A 16653-nucleotide genomic window follows, 5' to 3' on the forward strand; every position below is an offset into this window, starting at 1 on the left:
GACCTGCTCGAGACGATCGGGCAGGTGTTCGGTCCGCTGCGCGGGGGGCTGGCCATCGCGGTGGTGGTGGTGGGCGCGATGCTGGCGGCGACCACGGGGGTGGTGTCGGCCTCGGTGATCTCGATGGGGCTGATCTCGCTGCCGATCATGCTGCGCTACGGGTACGACAGGCGGCTGGCCTCGGGGGTGATCGCGGCCTCGGGCACGCTGTCGCAGATCATTCCGCCGTCGCTGGTGCTGATCATCCTGGCCGACCAGCTGGGCCGCTCGATCGGCGACATGTACCGCGCGGCGATGGTGCCGGGGTTTCTGCTGGCCGGGGCGTACATTCTGTACGTGGTGCTGGTGTCGATCATCCGGCCGTCGATGGCGCCGGCGCTGCCCGAAGAGGCGCGGGCGTTTCGCGAGCCCAACGGCTCGCGCGGGGGTCGCTCGCTGCTGGTGCTGATGCTGATCTCGGCGGGCTCGGCGTACGCGCTGACGCAGTGGCTGGAGAAGGCCTCGGCGCCGGTCGACGAGAAGGTGGTGCTCAGCCTGCTGCTGTGGGGGCTGACGGCGTTCGTGATCGCCATCGTCAACAAGGTGTTCAGGCTGGGGNTGTTGTAGCCATCGGGGTCGTACACAAACGCGCCGTAGTAATCGGCGTGGTACTCCGGGCGCAGCCCGGGCGCGCCGTTGTCGCGCGCGCCGGCCGCCAGGGCCGCCTGGTAGAAAGCCTGCACTTGTTCCACGCTTTGCGCGCGGAAAGCCACGTGTATGCGCGGGGTGGCGGGGTCTCCCTGGGCCAGCCAGAAATCGCCGCCGGGGTCGCCGCCGTCGTTCGGGTCGCCCGCGCCAAAACCGGCAACGCCGGGATGTTCTTTGCGGATGGCATAGCCCAGCGGGGCCAGGGCGGCCAGGTAGAACTTCCTGCTGGCTTCGAAGTTCGCGACAGTGATGCCGATGTGGTCGATCATGTGGGGCTCCTGGTGAAATCGCGCCAAGGCGGCAAGTTTCGTGCCCGCCCGCCGCAGGTGGGGCGCGGGGGGCAGTCATCTGGCGGAAACCCGGGCGCATGTACAATGCCGGCCTGCACTTTGCTTCCTTACGCCTCTACCCATGTGACATCGCCTGAATCTTCCACCTGAATAGCTATCGGGCGAAGGTTCGCGCGCCGGCTGTCGTCATGGCGCGCCGGGCAATGTCATGCTGCACAGGGTGCCGGGGCGCCCGGTGCGCCGCGGCAGGCCGGCTTCATCTCCGATGGTATCCGCTGCGCACAGGCAGCACCATCATCTTTCTATTCCATGACATTTTCCACATTGCGCCGGAATTGGCTCGGCAATGTCCGCGGCGACCTGCTGGCGGGCATCGTAGTGGCCTTGGCGCTGATTCCCGAGGCCTTGGCATTTTCGATCATTGCGGGGGTGGACCCCCAGGTGGGCCTGTACGCCGCCTTCAGTATCGCCGTGGTCTGCGCCATTGCCGGCGGACGGCCCGGCATGATCTCGGCCGCCACCGGCGCCGTGGCGCTGGTGATCGCCTCATTGGTAAAAGAGCACGGCGTGCAGTACGTATTCGCCACGGCGGTACTGGCCGGCCTGCTGCAGATCGGCGCGGGCCTGCTGAAGCTTGGGGTGCTGATGCGGTTTGTATCGCGCTCGGTGATTACCGGCTTCGTCAATGCGCTGGCCATCCTGATCTTCCTGGCGCAAATGCCGGAACTGATCGGCGCGCACTGGACGGTGTACGCCATGACCGCGGGCGGCCTGGCCATCATTTACCTGTTTCCGCGCCTGACCAGAAGCGTGCCGTCGCCACTGGTCTGCATTGTGGTGCTGACCGCCCTGTCCATGTGGCTGCAGCTGCCGATACGCACGGTGGGCGACATGGGCGTCTTTCCCGACCACCTGCCCGTGCTGGCGCTGCCCGCCGTGCCCATGACGTGGCAGACGCTGTCTATCATCTTTCCGTATGCCGTGACGGTGGCGGCGGTGGGCTTGCTGGAATCGCTGATGACAGCTTCCATCATCGACGACTACACCGACACTGCCAGCGACAAGAACCGCGAATGCCGGGGTCAGGGCCTGGCCAATATCGTGGCCGGCCTGCTGGGCGGCATGCCCGGCTGCGCCATGATCGGGCAGTCGGTCATCAATATGAAATCGGGCGGCCGCGGCCGGCTGTCCACTTTCGCCGCGGGCGCCGTGCTGCTGGTGCTGGTGGTGTTCCTGGGCCCGTGGGCCCGGCAGATCCCCATGGCCGCGCTGGTGGCCGTGATGATCATGGTGTCGATCAGTACCTTCAACTGGGCGTCGCTGCGCAATCTTGCCACCCATCCCAAGACCTCGTCGGCCGTGATGCTGGCCACCGTGGCCGTGGTGGTGGCCACGCACAACCTGGCGCTGGGCGTGCTGGTGGGGGTGCTGCTGAGCGCGGTGTTCTTCGCGTCCAAGGTGCGCGGCGTGCTAAGCGTCGATTCGCGCCTGTCCGGCGAGGACGGCTGCCGCGTCTATACCGTGCATGGGCAGGTGTTCTTCGCGTCGTCAGAGGCGCTGGTGTCCGAGTTCGATTTCAAGGAAGCCGTGCCGCGCGTGCGCATCGAGCTGGCCCGCGCGCATTTCTGGGACATTACCGCGGTCGAGTCGCTCGACCGCATCGTGCACAAGTTCAGGCGCAACGGCATCGACGTGCAGGTATCGGGCCTGAACCGCGCCAGCACCACCATGGTCGAGCGCTACGGTACCCATCACAGGACGGATGCCCCGGCGGACATGCCGGCCCATTAGCGGGGCCGGGCCCGCGCCGCCACGCGCGGGCCGGCGGCGGCGCTGTTACTGCATGCCCGTGGTGGCCAGGATGGTGCTCAGCGTGGTGCCCATGGCTTTCACCATCGGGCCTTTCTCGGCATCCAGCCATTCGTCCAGGGCATGGGCGCGGCCGTAGGTGCCGGGCGCCATGCGGCCCACGGTGATGGCGGGCACGCCCAGGCTCATGGGCAGGTTCGAATCGGTCGAGCTGCGGTTCAGGTTGGGTTCATAGCCGCCCGCCTTGATGGCCGATATGGCGTACTGCACGATGTCGGTATCGACCGCCGTGGTGCCGGCCGGGCGGTCGCCGATGGGGTCGAGCTTGAGCTTGATTTCGCCTTCCTTGGTCGAGCGCGCGAAGTTCTCGGTGGCCACCGCTTCGTTCACGATGGCCAGGAAGCGGTCTTCCACGCGCTTGAGCGCGCCGACATCTTCCGAACGCATGTCCACTTCCATCCAGGCGTCGACCGGAATCGAGTTGACCGAGGTGCCGCCGCCCAGGCGGCCGATGCTGTAGGTGGTCTTGGGGTGCGCGGGCACGGACATGGTCGAGAACGCGGTGGCGGCCTGCCCCAGCGCGTACATGGGGTTGACCAGGCCGAACGCGCCGAAACTGTGCCCGCCGGGCCCCTGGAAGGTAGCGCGGTAGCGCTTCGAGCCCACGCCGCCGTGGGTGACGCGCGCCACCGAGCCCGATTCGACCGAATAAAAAGCCTTGATCTTGCCCTGGTACTTGCCCTTGGTGAACAGGTAGCGCACGCCGCGCAGGTCGCCCGGGCCTTCTTCGCCCACGGTGCCCACGAACAGGATGTTGTCGCGGGTGCGAATGCCGGCGGCGTCCATGGCGCGCACATAGCCGGCCAGCACCGCCAGGCTCATGGTGTCGTCGCCGATGCCGGGCGCGGCCAGGCGGGTGCCGTCGCGCTTGACCTTGACGTCGGTGCCTTCCGGAAACACCGTATCCATGTGGGCCGACACAACCACGACCTGGTCGCCGCCCGCGGTGCCCGGGCGCAGGCCCAGCACGTTGCCTTCTTCGTCCTGCGTGACGTCTTTCAGGCCGCTGGCGCGCAGCAGTTCCGCGAACGCCTGGGCGCGCCTGGCTTCCTTGAAGGGCGGGGCGGGAATCTCGGTCAGGGTGATGCCGTCTTCGACAATGCGTCCGTGCTGCTCGTCGAGCACGGCCAGCGCTTTTTTATAGGCGTCGGACGACAGGATTTTCTGCACGGCCTGGTCGTGCGCCGCGCTGGATTGCACTGCTTCTTTGGCCAGCGCCGGCGGCGGCGCGAATGCCATCGATACCGCCCACACAACTGCAACACGCCGGATCTCTTGCAACATTGCTGTCTCTCCTCGGGTTGAAGGCGAGTTTGAACAGTGAGACAGTTTGTTTGTCTTGTCAATTATTTGCGGGGCGCGGGCGCGCAGCGGGCCGGCGCGCTACCGCTGTCCGGCCCGCCGCGCGGCACTCTCTAGCTATCGGGGATCAGGCGCTTGCCCAGGCTGATGACTTCGTCCTGCCGAAACGCCAGTTTCTGGTAGAACGCGATCACGGCCTCGTTGCCGCCGCGCACCAGCAGGTTGATCTTGGGGCAGCCCATCGCCACCAGCTGCCGTTCCACGGCCTGCATCAGCAGCGTGGCGTAGCCGCGCCGCTGGCAGCCGGGCGCCACGGCCAGGTAATTGACCCAGCCGCGGTGCCCGTCGTAGCCCGCCATTACCGCCGCCGCTACCGCGCCGTCAGCGGTGCCCACCAGGAACAGCTCGGGCTGCACCGTAAGCTTGCGGGCAATATCTTTGTAGGGGTCGTTCCAGGGGCGCGTCAGGCCGCAGTCGCGCCACAGCTGCACGACGGCGTGGGCATCCGATGGCTGGTACGGTCGGATGGAAAGCGCGGGTGGGTTCATGCTTCGTTCCTTTCAGGGGTCAGGGAAACGAAGGCCGGTCCGGATGCCTCGGGCACGGCGGAAACGCGCAACAAAAAGGCCACGAGGTATCGTGGCCTTCGGGATAAAACACCGCGGGGGTGTCTGGACAGCGCAAAGCCACTCAACGTCGACGTCGAAGGGTTCGTCGCGAAATCGCGCAGGCAAGCGGGGCAATGGCGTAATCCACGAGCAGCAGCATACAGGAATCGCAACGCTTTGCAACCTGCTTGACCGGCAACCCCGGCAAGGGGCGCACGTTCTTTCAGCAGATAACTATTGCGTTCGATCAAAGGGTAGCGGACCGGGCAGCAGTAATTTGATATCTGTTGTCGTAATTGGCGGGCCACGCCATGGCTAAGAAGTTTCCCCTGCACCCCAAGCACCCCGAGCGCGTCTGCTGGGGCTGTGACAAATACTGCCCGGCCGAGTCGCTGATGTGCGGCAACGGCTCCAGCCGCACCCTGCACCCCGCCGAACTGCTGGGCGACGACTGGTACACCGTGGGCGACTGGGGGCTGGAAGAACCCGCCAAGGCCGGCCAGGGCGAGCCGGCCGCGTAGCGCCGGCCCGGCAGCCGGCCGGGCGGCCGCCGCGATCCGGCGCCGGCCCGGCTCTATATACTGGGGCCTTCCGAACTCCGCGCAGGCCCGCCATGACCGCTTCCTTTGCTTCCCGCCAGCCGTCGGACATTATCGGCCTGGACGCCGTGGCATTGTCCGCGGCGATCAAGGCGCGCCAGGTATCGTGCGTGGAAGTTCTGCAGGCCAGCCTGGCGCAGATCGACCGCCTCAACCCCACGGTCAACGCGATCGTGGCCATGCAGGACCGCGACGCCCTGCGGGCGCAGGCCGGCGAGCTCGACGCGCAGCTGGCGCGCGGCGCCTGGCTGGGGCCGCTGCACGGGTTTCCGCAGGCGCCCAAAGACATCGCGCCGGCGCGCGGCATGGTCACCACCAAGGGTTCGCCCATTTACGCGGGGCAGGTCACGCAGGCCGACGCTATCGTGTACGAACGGATGCGGGCCGGCGGGGCGCTGTTCATCGGGCGCACCAACAGCCCCGAGTTCGGCCTGGGCGGCCATACCTACAACCCGGTCTACGGTATTACGTGCAATGCCTTCGATCCGGCCCGTTCGGCCGGCGGCAGCAGCGGCGGCGCGGGCGTGGCGGTGGCGCTGCGCATGCTGCCGGTGGCCGACGGGTCCGACATGATGGGGTCGCTGCGCACGCCGGCGGCCTTCAACAACGTGTACGGGCTGCGCACCACGCCGGGCTGCGTGCCGCACGGCCCCACCGAAGAAGTGTTCTTCCAGCAGTTCAGCGTCAGCGGCCCGATGGCGCGCAATGTGCCCGACCTGGCGCTGCTGCTGGCGGTACAGGCGGGTTTCGATGCGCGCCTGCCCCTGACGCGCCGGCGCGACGACCCGCGCGAATTCGTTACGGCGCTGGAACGCGATTGCAGCGGGCTGCGCATCGGCTGGCTGGGCGACCTGGGCGGCCATCTGGCCGCCGAGCCGGGCGTGCTGGACGTGTGCGCCGCCGCGCTGAAGCATTTCGAGGCCATCGGCTGCCGGGTCGAGGCGGCCGTGCCGGATTTCGACTTGCCGCGGCTGTGGCGGGCCTGGCTGGACCTGCGCAGTTTCACGTTTGCCGGCGGCAATGCCGGGCTGTATCACGACCCACGGACACGCCGCCTGCTCAAGCCCGAGGCCGTCTGGGAAATCGAGCGCGGGCTGGGCCTGTCGGGGCAGGACGTCTACCAGGCCGCGGTAGTGCGTAGCGCCTGGTACGGCGCCTTGCAGCAGTTGTTCGGGCAGTTCGATTTTCTGGTGCTGCCGGCGGCGCAGGTGTTTCCGTTCGAGGCCGGGCAGCACTGGCCCGCCAGCGTGGACGGCCGCGCCATGGATACCTACCACCGCTGGATGGAAGCCGTGGTGCCGGCCACCATGGCCGGGCTGCCGGCGCTGGCCGCGCCGGCGGGGTTCGGCGCGGGCGGCCTGCCGGCCGGCATCCAGATCATCGGGCCGGCGCAGCACGATCTGGATGTGCTGCAGATCGGCCTGGCCTATGACCGAGCCAGCGGCTACAGCAAGCTGGCCAGCCCGCTGCTTCAAGCTTAGCCCAGCTTGCGGCGCAACGCCTCGAAGAACAGGGTGGCCTGCAGCCGCTCGGACTGCATCTGCGCGGCCACCTTGGCGGCCATGGCCGCGCTGGCCGGCACCAGCGGCCGGCCGCTGGCCTGCGCCAGCACTTGCGCCTGGCAGGCGCGTTCCAGAAAGAACAGGTCGTCGTAGGCGTAGTCGATGCGTTCGGCACAGACCACCACGCCATGATTGCCCAGGAAGGCGATGTCGGCCGTGCCCATGGCGCGCGCGATGCGTTCGCCCTCGGCGCTGTCGAGCGCCAGGCCGTTGTACTGCGCGTCGATGGCCAGCCGGCCGTGGAACCGCATGGCGTTCTGCGACAGCGTGGTGTCCGGCGCGCGCGCGTCGGTCAGCGTCAGGGCCGTGGCGTGGGGCATGTGGGTATGCAGCACGCAGTGCTTGCCGGCGATGCGGTGGATGGCGGCGTGGATGAACATTGCCGTGGGTTCGACTTCGTGGCGCCCGGCCAGCTTGCGGCCCTGGGCATCGACCAGCACGATGTCGTCGGCCCGCACCTCGTCCCACATCAGGCCGCGCGGGTTCAGCAGGAACAGGCCGTCCTGGCCGGGCAGGGCCACGCTGAAGTGGTTGCACACGCCTTCGCCCAGGCCGTGATGGGCGGCCGCGCGCAGGGCCAGCGACAGGTCGGCGCGCAGGGCGGCCACGGCGGGGGAATGGAAAAGGTCGTTCATGGGGTGCGGGGCGGGGTTCGGGGTGGCGAGAGTCTACCAATTCCGCGGGCCCGCCGCGCCCGGCGCGGGCCGCCGGCCCATTTTTATATCTTGTTTATATCGGCCCCGCGAAACTTTATCCCGTTTTTATCCCCGCTTTTCTAAGCTGCGAAGCACATGCCGGCGCGGCGCCATCGCCGCCGCGCCGGCGGCTTTCCAGGGAGAAAAACGTGGATGTCTTGTACTTCGCCGTCTTTGCCGCCATGGCCGCCGCGCTGGCGGGCCTGCTGCAGTTCTGCGACGCGCTGCTGCCGGGAGACCGGCCATGAACGCCTTTTATAGCCTGGCCGGCGCGCTGGCCGCCTTCTTGTTCGTGTACCTGCTGGCGGCGTTGTTCAAGCCGGAGAAATTCTGATGAATAGCGGATTCGCCGGCCTGCTGGCCCTGTACCTGGGGCTGTTGCTGATCATCGCGCCATTCCTGGGGCGCTACATCCGCCTGGCCATGCAGGGCGGCACCCGGGCGACCGCATGGGGCGCGGCCGTCGAGCGGGGCATCTACCGGCTGGCGGGCGTGGACGCCGATGCCGGCATGGGGTGGAAGCGCTATGCCATGGCCGTGCTGCTGTTCAACGTGCTGGGCGTGCTGGCCGTGTATATCCTGCAGCGCGCGCAAGGCGTGCTGCCGCTGAACCCGCAGGGGCTGGGGGCGGTGGCGGTCGACTCGGCCTTCAACACTGCCATCAGTTTCGTCACCAACACCAACTGGCAGGGCTACGCGGGCGAAAGCACCATGAGCTACCTGACCCAGATGCTGGGCCTGACGGTGCAGAATTTCGTGTCGGCGGCCACCGGCATTTCGGTGCTGTTCGCGCTGGTGCGCGGGCTGGCCCGGCATGGCGGCGGCACGGTAGGTAATTTCTGGGCCGACCTGGTGCGCAGCACCTTGTACGTATTGCTGCCGCTGTCGCTGCTGCTGGCCCTGGCGCTGGCCAGCCAGGGGGTCATCCAGAACTTCGACGCGGCCCGCGACGTTTCTACGCTGGAGTCCCTGGCGGGCGCGGCCAATGCCGGCGCGCAGCACATCGCCATGGGGCCGGTGGCCTCGCAAGAGGCCATCAAGCTGCTGGGCACCAACGGGGGCGGGTTCTTCAATGCCAATTCCGCGCATCCGTATGAGAACCCCACGGCGCTGTCCAACCTGCTGCAGATGCTGGCCATTCTGCTGATCCCGGCCGCGCTGTGCTTCAGTTTTGGCGAAATGGTGGGAGACCGGCGCCAGGGCGCGGCCGTGCTGGCCGCGATGACCCTGCTGTTCGTGCTGTTTGCCGGCGCGACGGCGGGTTTCGAGCAGCAGGCCAATCCCATGCTGGCCCAGCCGGGCGTGGATGCCGGCGCGTCGGCGCTGGCGCCCGGGGGCAATATGGAAGGCAAGGAAGCCCGCTTCGGCATTGCCGCCAGCGCCCTGTTCGCCACGGTGACCACGGCGGCCTCGTGCGGCGCCGTGAACAGCATGCACGATTCGTACAACCCCCTGGGCGGGCTTGCGCCCATGCTGCTGATGCAGCTGGGCGAAGTGGTGTTCGGGGGCGTGGGCTCGGGCCTGTACGGCATGCTGGCCTTCGCCATTCTGGCGGTGTTCATCGCCGGCCTGATGATCGGCCGCACGCCCGAATACCTGGGCAAGAAGATCGAGGCCCATGAAATGAAGATGGTGTCGCTGGTGATCCTGGCGACGCCGCTGCTGGTGCTGCTGGGCACGGCGCTGGCCGTGCTGGCCGGGCCCGGCCGCGCCGGCGTGTTCAACCCCGGCGCGCATGGGTTTTCCGAGATCCTGTATGCCTTGTCGTCGGCGGCCAACAACAACGGCAGCGCCTTCGCGGGCTTGTCCGCCAACACGCCTTTCTACAACGTGCTGACCGGCCTGGCCATGTGGTTCGGGCGTTTCGTGGTGATCGTGGCGACGCTGTCGCTGGCCGGCTCGCTGGCGGCCAAGCGCCGCCTGGCCGCGGGCCCCGGCAGCATGCCCACCGCCGGCCCTCTGTTCGTGGTTCTGCTGGTGGGCGCGGTGCTGCTGGTGGGCGCGCTGACCTATGTGCCGGCCCTGGCCCTGGGGCCGGTGGCCGAGCAGCTGCAGCCTTGAATCCTTCATTCTGGAGAACAACGATGGCGATGCGCCACACTTCGGCCTGGCCGCTGCGCGCCGCCTTGCGCGACACCTTGCGCAAGCTGGCGCCGGCCGCCCAGTTCAGGAACCCGGTCATGTTCGTGGTGTACCTGGGCAGTATCCTGACCACCATGCTGGGCCTGGCGGCCCTGCGCGAACCCGGCGCCGGCGCCGGCGCCGGCTTCACCCTGGCGATCGCCGCCTGGCTGTGGTTTACCGTGCTGTTCGCCAATTTCGCCGAGGCGGTCGCCGAAGGCCGCGGCAAGCAGCAGGCGGCGGCGCTGCGGGACCTGCGTTCCACCGTGCCCGCCTATGTGCTGGAAGGCTGGAACGACGCCGGCGCGGCGGCGGCCGCGCCGGACGCCTGGCGCCGCGCGGCGGTCGAACGCGCCTCGGCGGATCTGCGCCGGCACGATGTGGTGCTGGTCGAGGCCGGCCAGGTCATTCCCGGCGATGGCCAGGTCGTGGCCGGTATCGCCTCGGTGGACGAAAGCGCCATCACCGGCGAATCGGCGCCCGTGATCCGCGAGTCGGGCGGCGATTTCTCGTCGGTGACAGGCGGCACGCGCGTGCTGTCGGACTGGCTGGTGGTACGCATCGCGGCCGACCCCGGACAGGGGTTTCTGGACCGCATGATCTCGATGGTGGAAGGCGCGCGGCGCCAGAAGACGCCCAACGAACTGGCGCTGACCATCCTGCTGGTGGGCCTGACGCTGGTATTCCTGCTGGTGGTGGCGACGCTGCTGCCGTTTTCCCTGTATTCGGTCGAGGCTGCCGGCGGCGGGGCGGTGGTGGGCCTGGCGGTGCTGGTGGCGCTGCTGGTGTGCCTGATCCCCACTACCATCGGCGGCCTGCTGTCGGCCATCGGCGTGGCGGGCATGAGCCGCATGATGCGCGCCAACGTGGTGGCAACCTCGGGGCGGGCCATCGAGGCGGCCGGCGACGTAGACGTGCTGCTGCTGGACAAGACCGGCACCATCACCTTTGGCAATCGCCAGGCGTCGGCCTTTCTGCCCGCGCCCGGCGTCGCGGCCGACGGGCTGGCCGCGGCGGCGCTGCTGGCCTCGCTGGCCGACGACACGCCCGAAGGCCGCAGCATCGTGGCGCTGGCGCAGCGTTCGCCGCACACCGCCCAGGCCGTGCCGGAAAACGTCGAGCGGGTGCCGTTCAGCGCCCACACGCGCATGAGCGGCGTGAACATCGGCGGCCGCCGCCTGCGCAAGGGCGCGGTCGACGCCATCGCGGCCTGGCTGGCGCAGCAGGGCGGGGCGCTGCCCGCCGCGGTGGCCCGCGCCGCAGACGACGTGGCGCGGCGCGGCAGCACGCCGCTGGCGGTCAGCGACGGCGCGCGCGCGCTGGGCGTGATCGAACTGAAGGACATCGTCAAGCCCGATATCCGCCAGCGCTTTGCCGCGCTGCGCCGCATGGGCATTCATACGGTGATGGTCACCGGCGACAACAAGCTGACCGCCGCGTCGATTGCCGCCGAAGCCGGCGTGGACGATTTCCTGGCGCAGGCCACCCCCGAGGCCAAGCTGGCCCTGATCCGCCAGTACCAGGGCCAGGGGCGGCTGGTGGCCATGACCGGCGACGGCACCAACGATGCGCCCGCCCTGGCGCAGGCCGATGTAGCGGTGGCCATGAACTCGGGCACCCAGGCCGCGAAAGAGGCCGGCAACATGGTCGACCTGGATTCCAACCCCACCAAGCTGATCGAGATCGTCGAGACCGGCAAGCAGATGCTGATGACGCGCGGCGCCCTGACGACCTTCAGCGTGGCCAACGACGTGGCCAAGTATTTCGCCATTATCCCGGCCGCCTTCGCCGCGGTGTATCCGCAGCTGGGCGCCCTGAACCTGATGCGGCTGGCCACGCCCGATTCCGCCATTCTGTCGGCGGTGATTTTCAACGCGCTGATCATCGTGGCGCTGATCCCGCTGGCGTTGCGCGGGGTGCGCTACCGCCCGCTGGGCGCCGCCGCGCTGCTGCGCCGCAACCTGCTGGTGTATGGCCTGGGCGGCCTGCTGGCGCCGTTCGCCGGCATCAAGCTGATCGACATGGCATTGGCGGCCCTGGGCTGGGCCTGAAGCAGGATACAGGAGCTTGATCATGCGTTTGTCATTCCGTTGCGCCGGCCTGCTGCGGCCCGCGCTGGTCATTTTCGTGGCCCTGTCCGCCTTGACCGGGCTGGCATATCCGTATGCGGTGACGGGCCTGGCCCGCTGGGCGTTTCCCCACCAGGCGGCGGGGTCGCTGGTCGAGCGCGGGGGCCGGGTGGTCGGGTCCGAACTCATCGGCCAGGCGTTCACGTCGCCCCGTTATTTCTGGGGGCGGCCGTCCGCCACCGGGCAGGGTCCCTACAACGCGCTGGCGTCGGGCGGTTCGAACCTGGGGCCGCGCAACCCGGCCCTGGCCGAAGCGGTGCGCGCGCGCGTGGCGGCCCTGCAGGCCGCCGATCCCGGCAACCGCGCGCCCATTCCGGCAGACCTGGTGTCCGCCTCGGGCAGCGGACTGGACCCGCACATCAGCCCGGCGGCCGCGCTGTACCAGGTGCCGCGCGTGGCGCGGCTGCGGGGTTTGCCGGCCAGCCAGCTGGAGCAATTGGTGCGGGCCCACACCAGCCGGCCCGTGCTGGGGGTGCTGGGCGAGCCGGTGGTCAATGTGCTGGCGCTGAACCTGGCGTTGGACCGCGCGGCGCCGCGCTGAGCGGCGGCGTATAGTAGCGGTGCCACCCGCCGCGCCCCGCCATGGTCGATCCCGAACAACGCCCCGATCCCGATCTGCTGCTGCGCACGCTGGACCAGGCCAGCCGCGAGGCCGAGCGCGGCAGGCTGCGCGTGTATTTCGGCGCCTCGGCGGGCGTGGGCAAAACCTACGCCATGCTGGCCGCCGCGCAGGCGCTGCGCGGGCAGGGCGCCGATGTCGTGGCCGGCATCGTCGAAACGCACGGCCGCCGCGACACCGCCGCGCTGCTCGACGGCATCGAGCTCCTGCAGCTGAAGGCGCTGCCGCATCGCGGGCGCGAGCTGGCCGAATTCGACCTCGATGGCGCATTGGCGCGCCGCCCCGGCCTGATCCTGGTCGACGAGCTGGCGCACGCGAATGCCCCTGGCGCGCGCCATGCCAAGCGCTGGCAGGATGTGCACGAACTGCTGGCCGCGGGCATCGATGTCTGGACCACCCTGAACGTGCAGCACCTGGACAGCCTGAATGAGGCGGTGGGCGGCATTACCGGCATACGCGTGGCGGAAACCGTGCCCGACCGCGTGTTCGATGCGGCCGACGAAGTCATCATGGTGGATATCCCCACCGACGAACTGCTGCGGCGCCTGCGCGAAGGCAAGGTCTACCTGCCCGAACAGGCCCGCCACGCGGGCCGGCATTTCTTCCGCAAAGGCAACCTGATCGCGCTGCGCGAACTGGCGCTGCGGCGCACCGCCGACCATGTCGATGACGATGTGCAGAGCTATCGGCGCGAACGCGCGATACAGGCCGTGTGGCGCACGCGCGAGGCCATCGTGGCCTGCATCGGCGCCGATGGCGACGCCGGGCATGTGGTGCGCAGCGCGCACCGGCTGGCGCAGGAACTGGAATGCGACTGGCATGTCATCACGCTGGATCGGCCGCGCCTGGCGCCGGCGCCGCAGGCGGCGCGCGACGCGCTGGGCCGGGCGCTGGCCCTGGCCGAAAGCCTGGGCGCCCGCACCGAAACCCTGCCCGGCGGCGACCTGGTGCAGGCCGTGGCGCGCTACGCGCGCCGCCACAACATGACCAAGGTGCTGGTGGGCCGCGGTGCGCAGGGCGCGGCGCAGCGGCCATGGCCCGCCGCCGGGCTGGCGGGCCTGCTGGCGCCGGGGTGGATCTGGCGCCGGCGCAGCTTTGCCGACGCGCTGGCTGCCGGATGCCCCGAGGTCGACGTGATCCGGCTCGGCGCGCCGCCGGCCGCCACGGCCGCCGCGGGCAGGAACATGCCCGCGGCGGCTCCGGCCGAACGGCCGGTGCGCCGCTACGGCGGCTATCTGTGGTCGGTGGCGTATTGCGGCGTGGCCGCGGCGTTGTCGGCCCTGGCGTTTCCCATGCTGCACCAGACCAACATCGTCATGCTGTTCCTGCTGGCGGTGGTGGCGGTGGCGCTGCGGCATGGCCGCGGCCCGGCCGCGTTGGCATCCCTGCTCAGCGTGGGGCTGTTCGATTTTTTCTTCGTGCAGCCGCTGGCCTCGTTCGCCGTTTCCGACGTGCAGTATCTGCTGACGTTCCTGGTGCTGCTGGGCGTCGGGCTGCTGATCGGCCAGCTGACCGCCGGCCTGCGCATGCAGGCGCGCGCCTCGGTCGAGCGGGCCGCCGAAACGCGCAGCCTGTACGAATTCGCGCGCGAGCTGTCTTCTGCGCTGCAGCCGCAGCAGATCGTGGCGGCGGCGGGGTCGTTCGTGCACGCGGCCTTCGGTGCGCGCTGCGGCCTGTACATACTGGGGCTGGACGAACGGCTGGCCGCCGCCTTGCCGCCGGGCCAGGACCTGCCGGCGCTGGATCCGGCGCTGGCGCAATGGGTCTACGATCATGGGCAGCCCGCCGGCGCCGGCACGGCCACGCTGTCGACCAGCCCGCTGCTGTACCTGCCGCTGAAGGCGTCGATGCGCACGCGCGGCGTGCTGGCTGTCGAGAACACCGGCAATGCGCCCTTTGGCATGCCCGATGCCCGGCGCCAGATCGACACCTACGCCACGCTGGTCGCCATTGCCCTGGAACGCCTGCATTATGTCGAGGTGGCCCAGCAGGCGCTGGTCAGCATGGAATCGGAAAAGCTGCGGCATTCCCTGCTGGCCGCCGTGTCGCACGACCTGCGCACCCCGCTGACCGGATTGCTGGGCATGGCCGAGACGCTGGCGCGCCACCCGGCGGGCCTGCCGCCCGAGGCCCGCGCTACCGTCGCGGCCATGCGGGCGCAGGCGCAGCGCATGCACGCGCTGGTGGTCAACCTGCTGGACATGGCCCGCCTGCAAAGCCACGCCGCGCCGCTGCGCATGGAATGGCAATCCATCGAAGAGCTGGCCGGCGCCGCGCTGGCGTCCATGCGCGAAGCCCTGGCCGGCCACCATGTCAGCGTGGCGCCGCTGTCGGCGCTGCCGCTGGTCGAATGCGATGGCGTGCTGGTCGAGCGGGTGCTGTGCAACCTGCTGGAAAATGCCGCCAAGTACGCGGCGCCGGGCGGCTCGATCCGGCTCGAAGCCCATCCCCGGGACGGCCAGCTGCACGTGTCCGTCACCGACGACGGCCCGGGTGTCGCCGCGGGCGACGAACGGCGCATCTTCGAGAAGTTCACCCGCGGCGCGCGCGAGTCCGCCACGCCCGGGGTAGGATTGGGCCTGGCCGTTTGCGAGGCCATCGTGCAGGCGCACCGCGGCCGCATCTGGGTCGAGCCGGCGCCCGGTCAGCCGCACGGGGCGCGCTTCGTGTTTACCCTGCCGCTGGGCGTCGCGCCGGCGGTGCAACCCGACATCGCCTGATGGGCCGCCATGTTCGACTACACGCCCCAGATCCTGCTGATTGAAGACGATCCGCACATCCGCCGCTTCGTGCGCACGGCGCTCGAGGGCGAAGGCTGCCAGGTGTTCGAAGCGGAAACCGTGCGGCGCGGATTGATCGAGGCGGGCACGCGGCAGCCCGATGCCGTCATCCTGGACCTGGGACTGCCCGATGCCGATGGAATGGTGCTGATCCGCGAGCTGCGCGGCTGGACCGAGGTGCCCGTGCTGGTGCTGTCGGCGCGCAGCGCCGAAGCCGACAAGATCGCCGCGCTGGATGCGGGCGCCGACGATTATCTGGCCAAGCCTTTCGGGGTCGGCGAACTGCTGGCCCGCCTGCGCGTGCTGCTGCGCCGCCACGGGCGCGGCGGCGCCGGCCAGCCTGCCGAAGCGGTGTTCGGGCCGGTGCGGGTCGACCTGGCGCGCCGGGAGGTGACGCGCGATGGGCGTCCGGTGCACCTGACGGTCATCGAATACCGTCTGCTGGCGCTGCTGCTGTCGCATCGCGGCAAGGTCATGACCCACCGGGAACTGCTGCGCGAGGTCTGGGGGCCCGCCCATGTCGAACAGGCCCATTACTTGCGCATCTACATGGGGCACCTGCGCCAGAAGCTGGAAGCCGACCCGGCCCAGCCGCGCTACCTCCTGACCGAAGTCGGCGTGGGGTACCGGTACGCGGGCTAGCTTTCCATCCGCGGTTGCGCCGCTCCCGGCCTGCAGGCATATTCTTACAATAACTTGAATATCCGTTCGCCGGTCCATGCACTTGGCGTGCGCGCATGGTGGCGCGCGCAGCCGCCTTCAGGAGCCTTTGATGAAGCCGATCTTTCCCCTGCTGTTTTCCGCCGCGGCCGCGTTGTGCCTGCCTGCCGCGGCGGCGCCCGTCACTTACGACATCGACCCTTCACACACGTATCCCAGCTTCGAGGCCGACCACATGGGCGGCCTGTCGACCTGGCGCGGCAAGTTCAACCAGACCTCGGGCGTGATCGTGCTGGACCGCGCGGCGCGCAGCGGCACCATCGACGTCACCGTGCAGATCGCTTCCATCGACTTCGGCCACGACGAACTGAACCGCCATGCCGTGGCGCCCGACATCTTCGATGCGGCGCGCTATCCCACCGCCACTTTCAAGGGCCGCTTTACCGAGTTCGACGGCGACCGCCCCGAAGAAGCCGTGGGCCAGTTCACCCTGCGCGGCGTCACGCGCACCCTGAAGCTGGACATCGACGACTTCAAGTGCATACAGCATCCGATGGAAAAGCGCGAAGCCTGCGGCGCCGATGTCTCGGCTTCGTTCAACCGCGGCGACTACGGGCTGGACTTCGGCCTGGACATGGGCTTCAAGCCGAAGGTCGAGCTCGAGATCCAGGTCGAGGCGCTGCGCCGGCCCTGACGCCCGGCGTCCGTGCGCGGGTATGGCGCTTGCTGCGC

13 protein-coding genes and 2 pseudogenes are annotated in these 16653 nt (G+C 69.3%); 11 read left to right on the forward strand and 4 right to left on the reverse strand.

Annotated features, from left to right (window positions below):
- Nucleotides 1–603: pseudogene (locus tag J2P76_RS00005) on the forward strand (TRAP transporter large permease subunit); the annotation flags it as partial.
- On the opposite strand, the pseudogene J2P76_RS00010 reads toward J2P76_RS00005, so the two are convergent.
- Nucleotides 600–956, reverse strand: a pseudogene (locus J2P76_RS00010) (VOC family protein); the annotation flags it as partial. The pseudogenes J2P76_RS00005 and J2P76_RS00010 sit on opposite strands and share 4 nt — an antisense overlap.
- A 330-nt stretch (nucleotides 957–1286) precedes the next feature.
- On the opposite strand from J2P76_RS00010, the gene J2P76_RS00015 reads away from it, so the two are divergent.
- On the forward strand, nucleotides 1287–2768 hold the full coding sequence (locus J2P76_RS00015; protein WP_207403566.1) for a SulP family inorganic anion transporter: 1482 nt from the start codon (nucleotides 1287–1289) through the stop codon (nucleotides 2766–2768).
- Nucleotides 2769–2813: 45 nt separating this feature from the next.
- Here the strand turns inward: J2P76_RS00015 and J2P76_RS00020 are convergent, their stop codons facing one another.
- Together J2P76_RS00020 and J2P76_RS00025 are read right to left on the reverse strand one after the other, a co-directional pair.
- On the reverse strand, nucleotides 2814–4130 hold the full coding sequence (locus tag J2P76_RS00020; protein WP_242697250.1) for a M20/M25/M40 family metallo-hydrolase: 1317 nt from the start codon (nucleotides 4128–4130) through the stop codon (nucleotides 2814–2816).
- 131 nt (nucleotides 4131–4261) lie between these two features.
- Nucleotides 4262–4696: a GNAT family acetyltransferase gene (locus tag J2P76_RS00025; protein WP_207403567.1), complete on the reverse strand. Its 435-nt coding sequence runs from the start codon at nucleotides 4694–4696 to the stop codon at nucleotides 4262–4264.
- A 371-nt stretch (nucleotides 4697–5067) separates the two neighbouring features.
- Between J2P76_RS00025 and J2P76_RS00030 the strand changes: the two genes are divergently transcribed.
- Complete coding sequence (locus tag J2P76_RS00030; RefSeq protein ID WP_207403569.1) at nucleotides 5068–5277, forward strand: DUF3079 domain-containing protein; 210 nt, start codon at nucleotides 5068–5070, stop codon at nucleotides 5275–5277.
- Between the two features lie 92 nt (nucleotides 5278–5369).
- Nucleotides 5370–6836, forward strand: coding sequence for an amidase (locus J2P76_RS00035; RefSeq protein WP_207403571.1), 1467 nt, complete (start codon nucleotides 5370–5372; stop codon nucleotides 6834–6836).
- On the opposite strand, the gene J2P76_RS00040 is transcribed toward J2P76_RS00035, so the two are convergent.
- A complete protein-coding gene (locus J2P76_RS00040; RefSeq protein WP_207403573.1) occupies nucleotides 6833–7552 on the reverse strand; it encodes an aldolase in 720 nt (239 codons plus the stop codon). The two genes, J2P76_RS00035 and J2P76_RS00040, sit on opposite strands and share 4 nt — an antisense overlap.
- A 304-nt stretch (nucleotides 7553–7856) precedes the next feature.
- Between J2P76_RS00040 and kdpF the strand changes: the two genes are divergently transcribed.
- The 7 genes from kdpF to J2P76_RS00075 all read left to right on the forward strand — a co-directional run bounded on the left by kdpF (nucleotide 7857) and on the right by J2P76_RS00075 (nucleotide 16615).
- On the forward strand, nucleotides 7857–7946 hold the full coding sequence (gene kdpF, locus J2P76_RS00045) for a K(+)-transporting ATPase subunit F (protein ID WP_207403575.1): 90 nt from the start codon (nucleotides 7857–7859) through the stop codon (nucleotides 7944–7946).
- A complete protein-coding gene (gene kdpA, locus J2P76_RS00050; RefSeq protein ID WP_207403577.1) occupies nucleotides 7946–9673 on the forward strand; it encodes a potassium-transporting ATPase subunit KdpA in 1728 nt (575 codons plus the stop codon). Before kdpF ends, kdpA begins: the two co-directional genes overlap by 1 nt.
- The gene (kdpB, locus tag J2P76_RS00055) at nucleotides 9670–11784 is read left to right on the forward strand and encodes a potassium-transporting ATPase subunit KdpB (RefSeq protein ID WP_431603369.1); all 2115 of its coding nucleotides are present in this window, start codon (nucleotides 9670–9672) and stop codon (nucleotides 11782–11784) included. Before kdpA ends, kdpB begins: the two co-directional genes overlap by 4 nt.
- Nucleotides 11785–11806: 22 nt before the next feature.
- The gene (kdpC, locus tag J2P76_RS00060) at nucleotides 11807–12403 is read left to right on the forward strand and encodes a potassium-transporting ATPase subunit KdpC (protein WP_207403581.1); all 597 of its coding nucleotides are present in this window, start codon (nucleotides 11807–11809) and stop codon (nucleotides 12401–12403) included.
- A gap of 41 nt (nucleotides 12404–12444) precedes the next feature.
- Nucleotides 12445–15201, forward strand: a complete 2757-nt coding sequence (locus J2P76_RS00065) for a sensor histidine kinase (protein WP_207403584.1) — start codon at nucleotides 12445–12447, stop codon at nucleotides 15199–15201.
- Between the two features lie 9 nt (nucleotides 15202–15210).
- Nucleotides 15211–15903: a two-component system response regulator KdpE gene (gene kdpE / locus J2P76_RS00070; protein WP_207403586.1), complete on the forward strand. Its 693-nt coding sequence runs from the start codon at nucleotides 15211–15213 to the stop codon at nucleotides 15901–15903.
- A 130-nt stretch (nucleotides 15904–16033) separates the two neighbouring features.
- Nucleotides 16034–16615 carry a YceI family protein gene (locus J2P76_RS00075; RefSeq protein ID WP_207403587.1) on the forward strand — a complete coding sequence of 194 codons (582 nt, stop codon included), beginning with the start codon at nucleotides 16034–16036 and terminating at the stop codon, nucleotides 16613–16615.
- Nucleotides 16616–16653: the final 38 nt, after the last annotated feature.

The sequence above is a fragment of the Bordetella petrii genome, from assembly GCF_017356245.1.
In the GTDB taxonomy this organism is placed as follows: Bacteria; Pseudomonadota; Gammaproteobacteria; order Burkholderiales; family Burkholderiaceae_B; genus Bordetella_A; species Bordetella_A petrii_D.

Excerpts from the sequence above, each read along its gene's own strand:
- J2P76_RS00015 (WP_207403566.1), top strand. The coding sequence starts at position 1,287 with ATGACATTTTCCACATTGCGCCGGAATTGGCTCGGCAATGTCCGCGGC.
- J2P76_RS00020 (WP_242697250.1), bottom strand. The coding sequence starts at position 4,130 with ATGTTGCAAGAGATCCGGCGTGTTGCAGTTGTGTGGGCGGTATCGATG.
- J2P76_RS00025 (WP_207403567.1), bottom strand. The coding sequence starts at position 4,696 with ATGAACCCACCCGCGCTTTCCATCCGACCGTACCAGCCATCGGATGCC.
- J2P76_RS00030 (WP_207403569.1), top strand. The coding sequence starts at position 5,068 with ATGGCTAAGAAGTTTCCCCTGCACCCCAAGCACCCCGAGCGCGTCTGC.
- J2P76_RS00035 (WP_207403571.1), top strand. The coding sequence starts at position 5,370 with ATGACCGCTTCCTTTGCTTCCCGCCAGCCGTCGGACATTATCGGCCTG.
- J2P76_RS00040 (WP_207403573.1), bottom strand. The coding sequence starts at position 7,552 with ATGAACGACCTTTTCCATTCCCCCGCCGTGGCCGCCCTGCGCGCCGAC.
- kdpF (WP_207403575.1), top strand. The coding sequence starts at position 7,857 with ATGAACGCCTTTTATAGCCTGGCCGGCGCGCTGGCCGCCTTCTTGTTC.
- kdpA (WP_207403577.1), top strand. The coding sequence starts at position 7,946 with ATGAATAGCGGATTCGCCGGCCTGCTGGCCCTGTACCTGGGGCTGTTG.
- kdpC (WP_207403581.1), top strand. The coding sequence starts at position 11,807 with ATGCGTTTGTCATTCCGTTGCGCCGGCCTGCTGCGGCCCGCGCTGGTC.
- J2P76_RS00065 (WP_207403584.1), top strand. The coding sequence starts at position 12,445 with ATGGTCGATCCCGAACAACGCCCCGATCCCGATCTGCTGCTGCGCACG.
- kdpE (WP_207403586.1), top strand. The coding sequence starts at position 15,211 with ATGTTCGACTACACGCCCCAGATCCTGCTGATTGAAGACGATCCGCAC.
- J2P76_RS00075 (WP_207403587.1), top strand. The coding sequence starts at position 16,034 with ATGAAGCCGATCTTTCCCCTGCTGTTTTCCGCCGCGGCCGCGTTGTGC.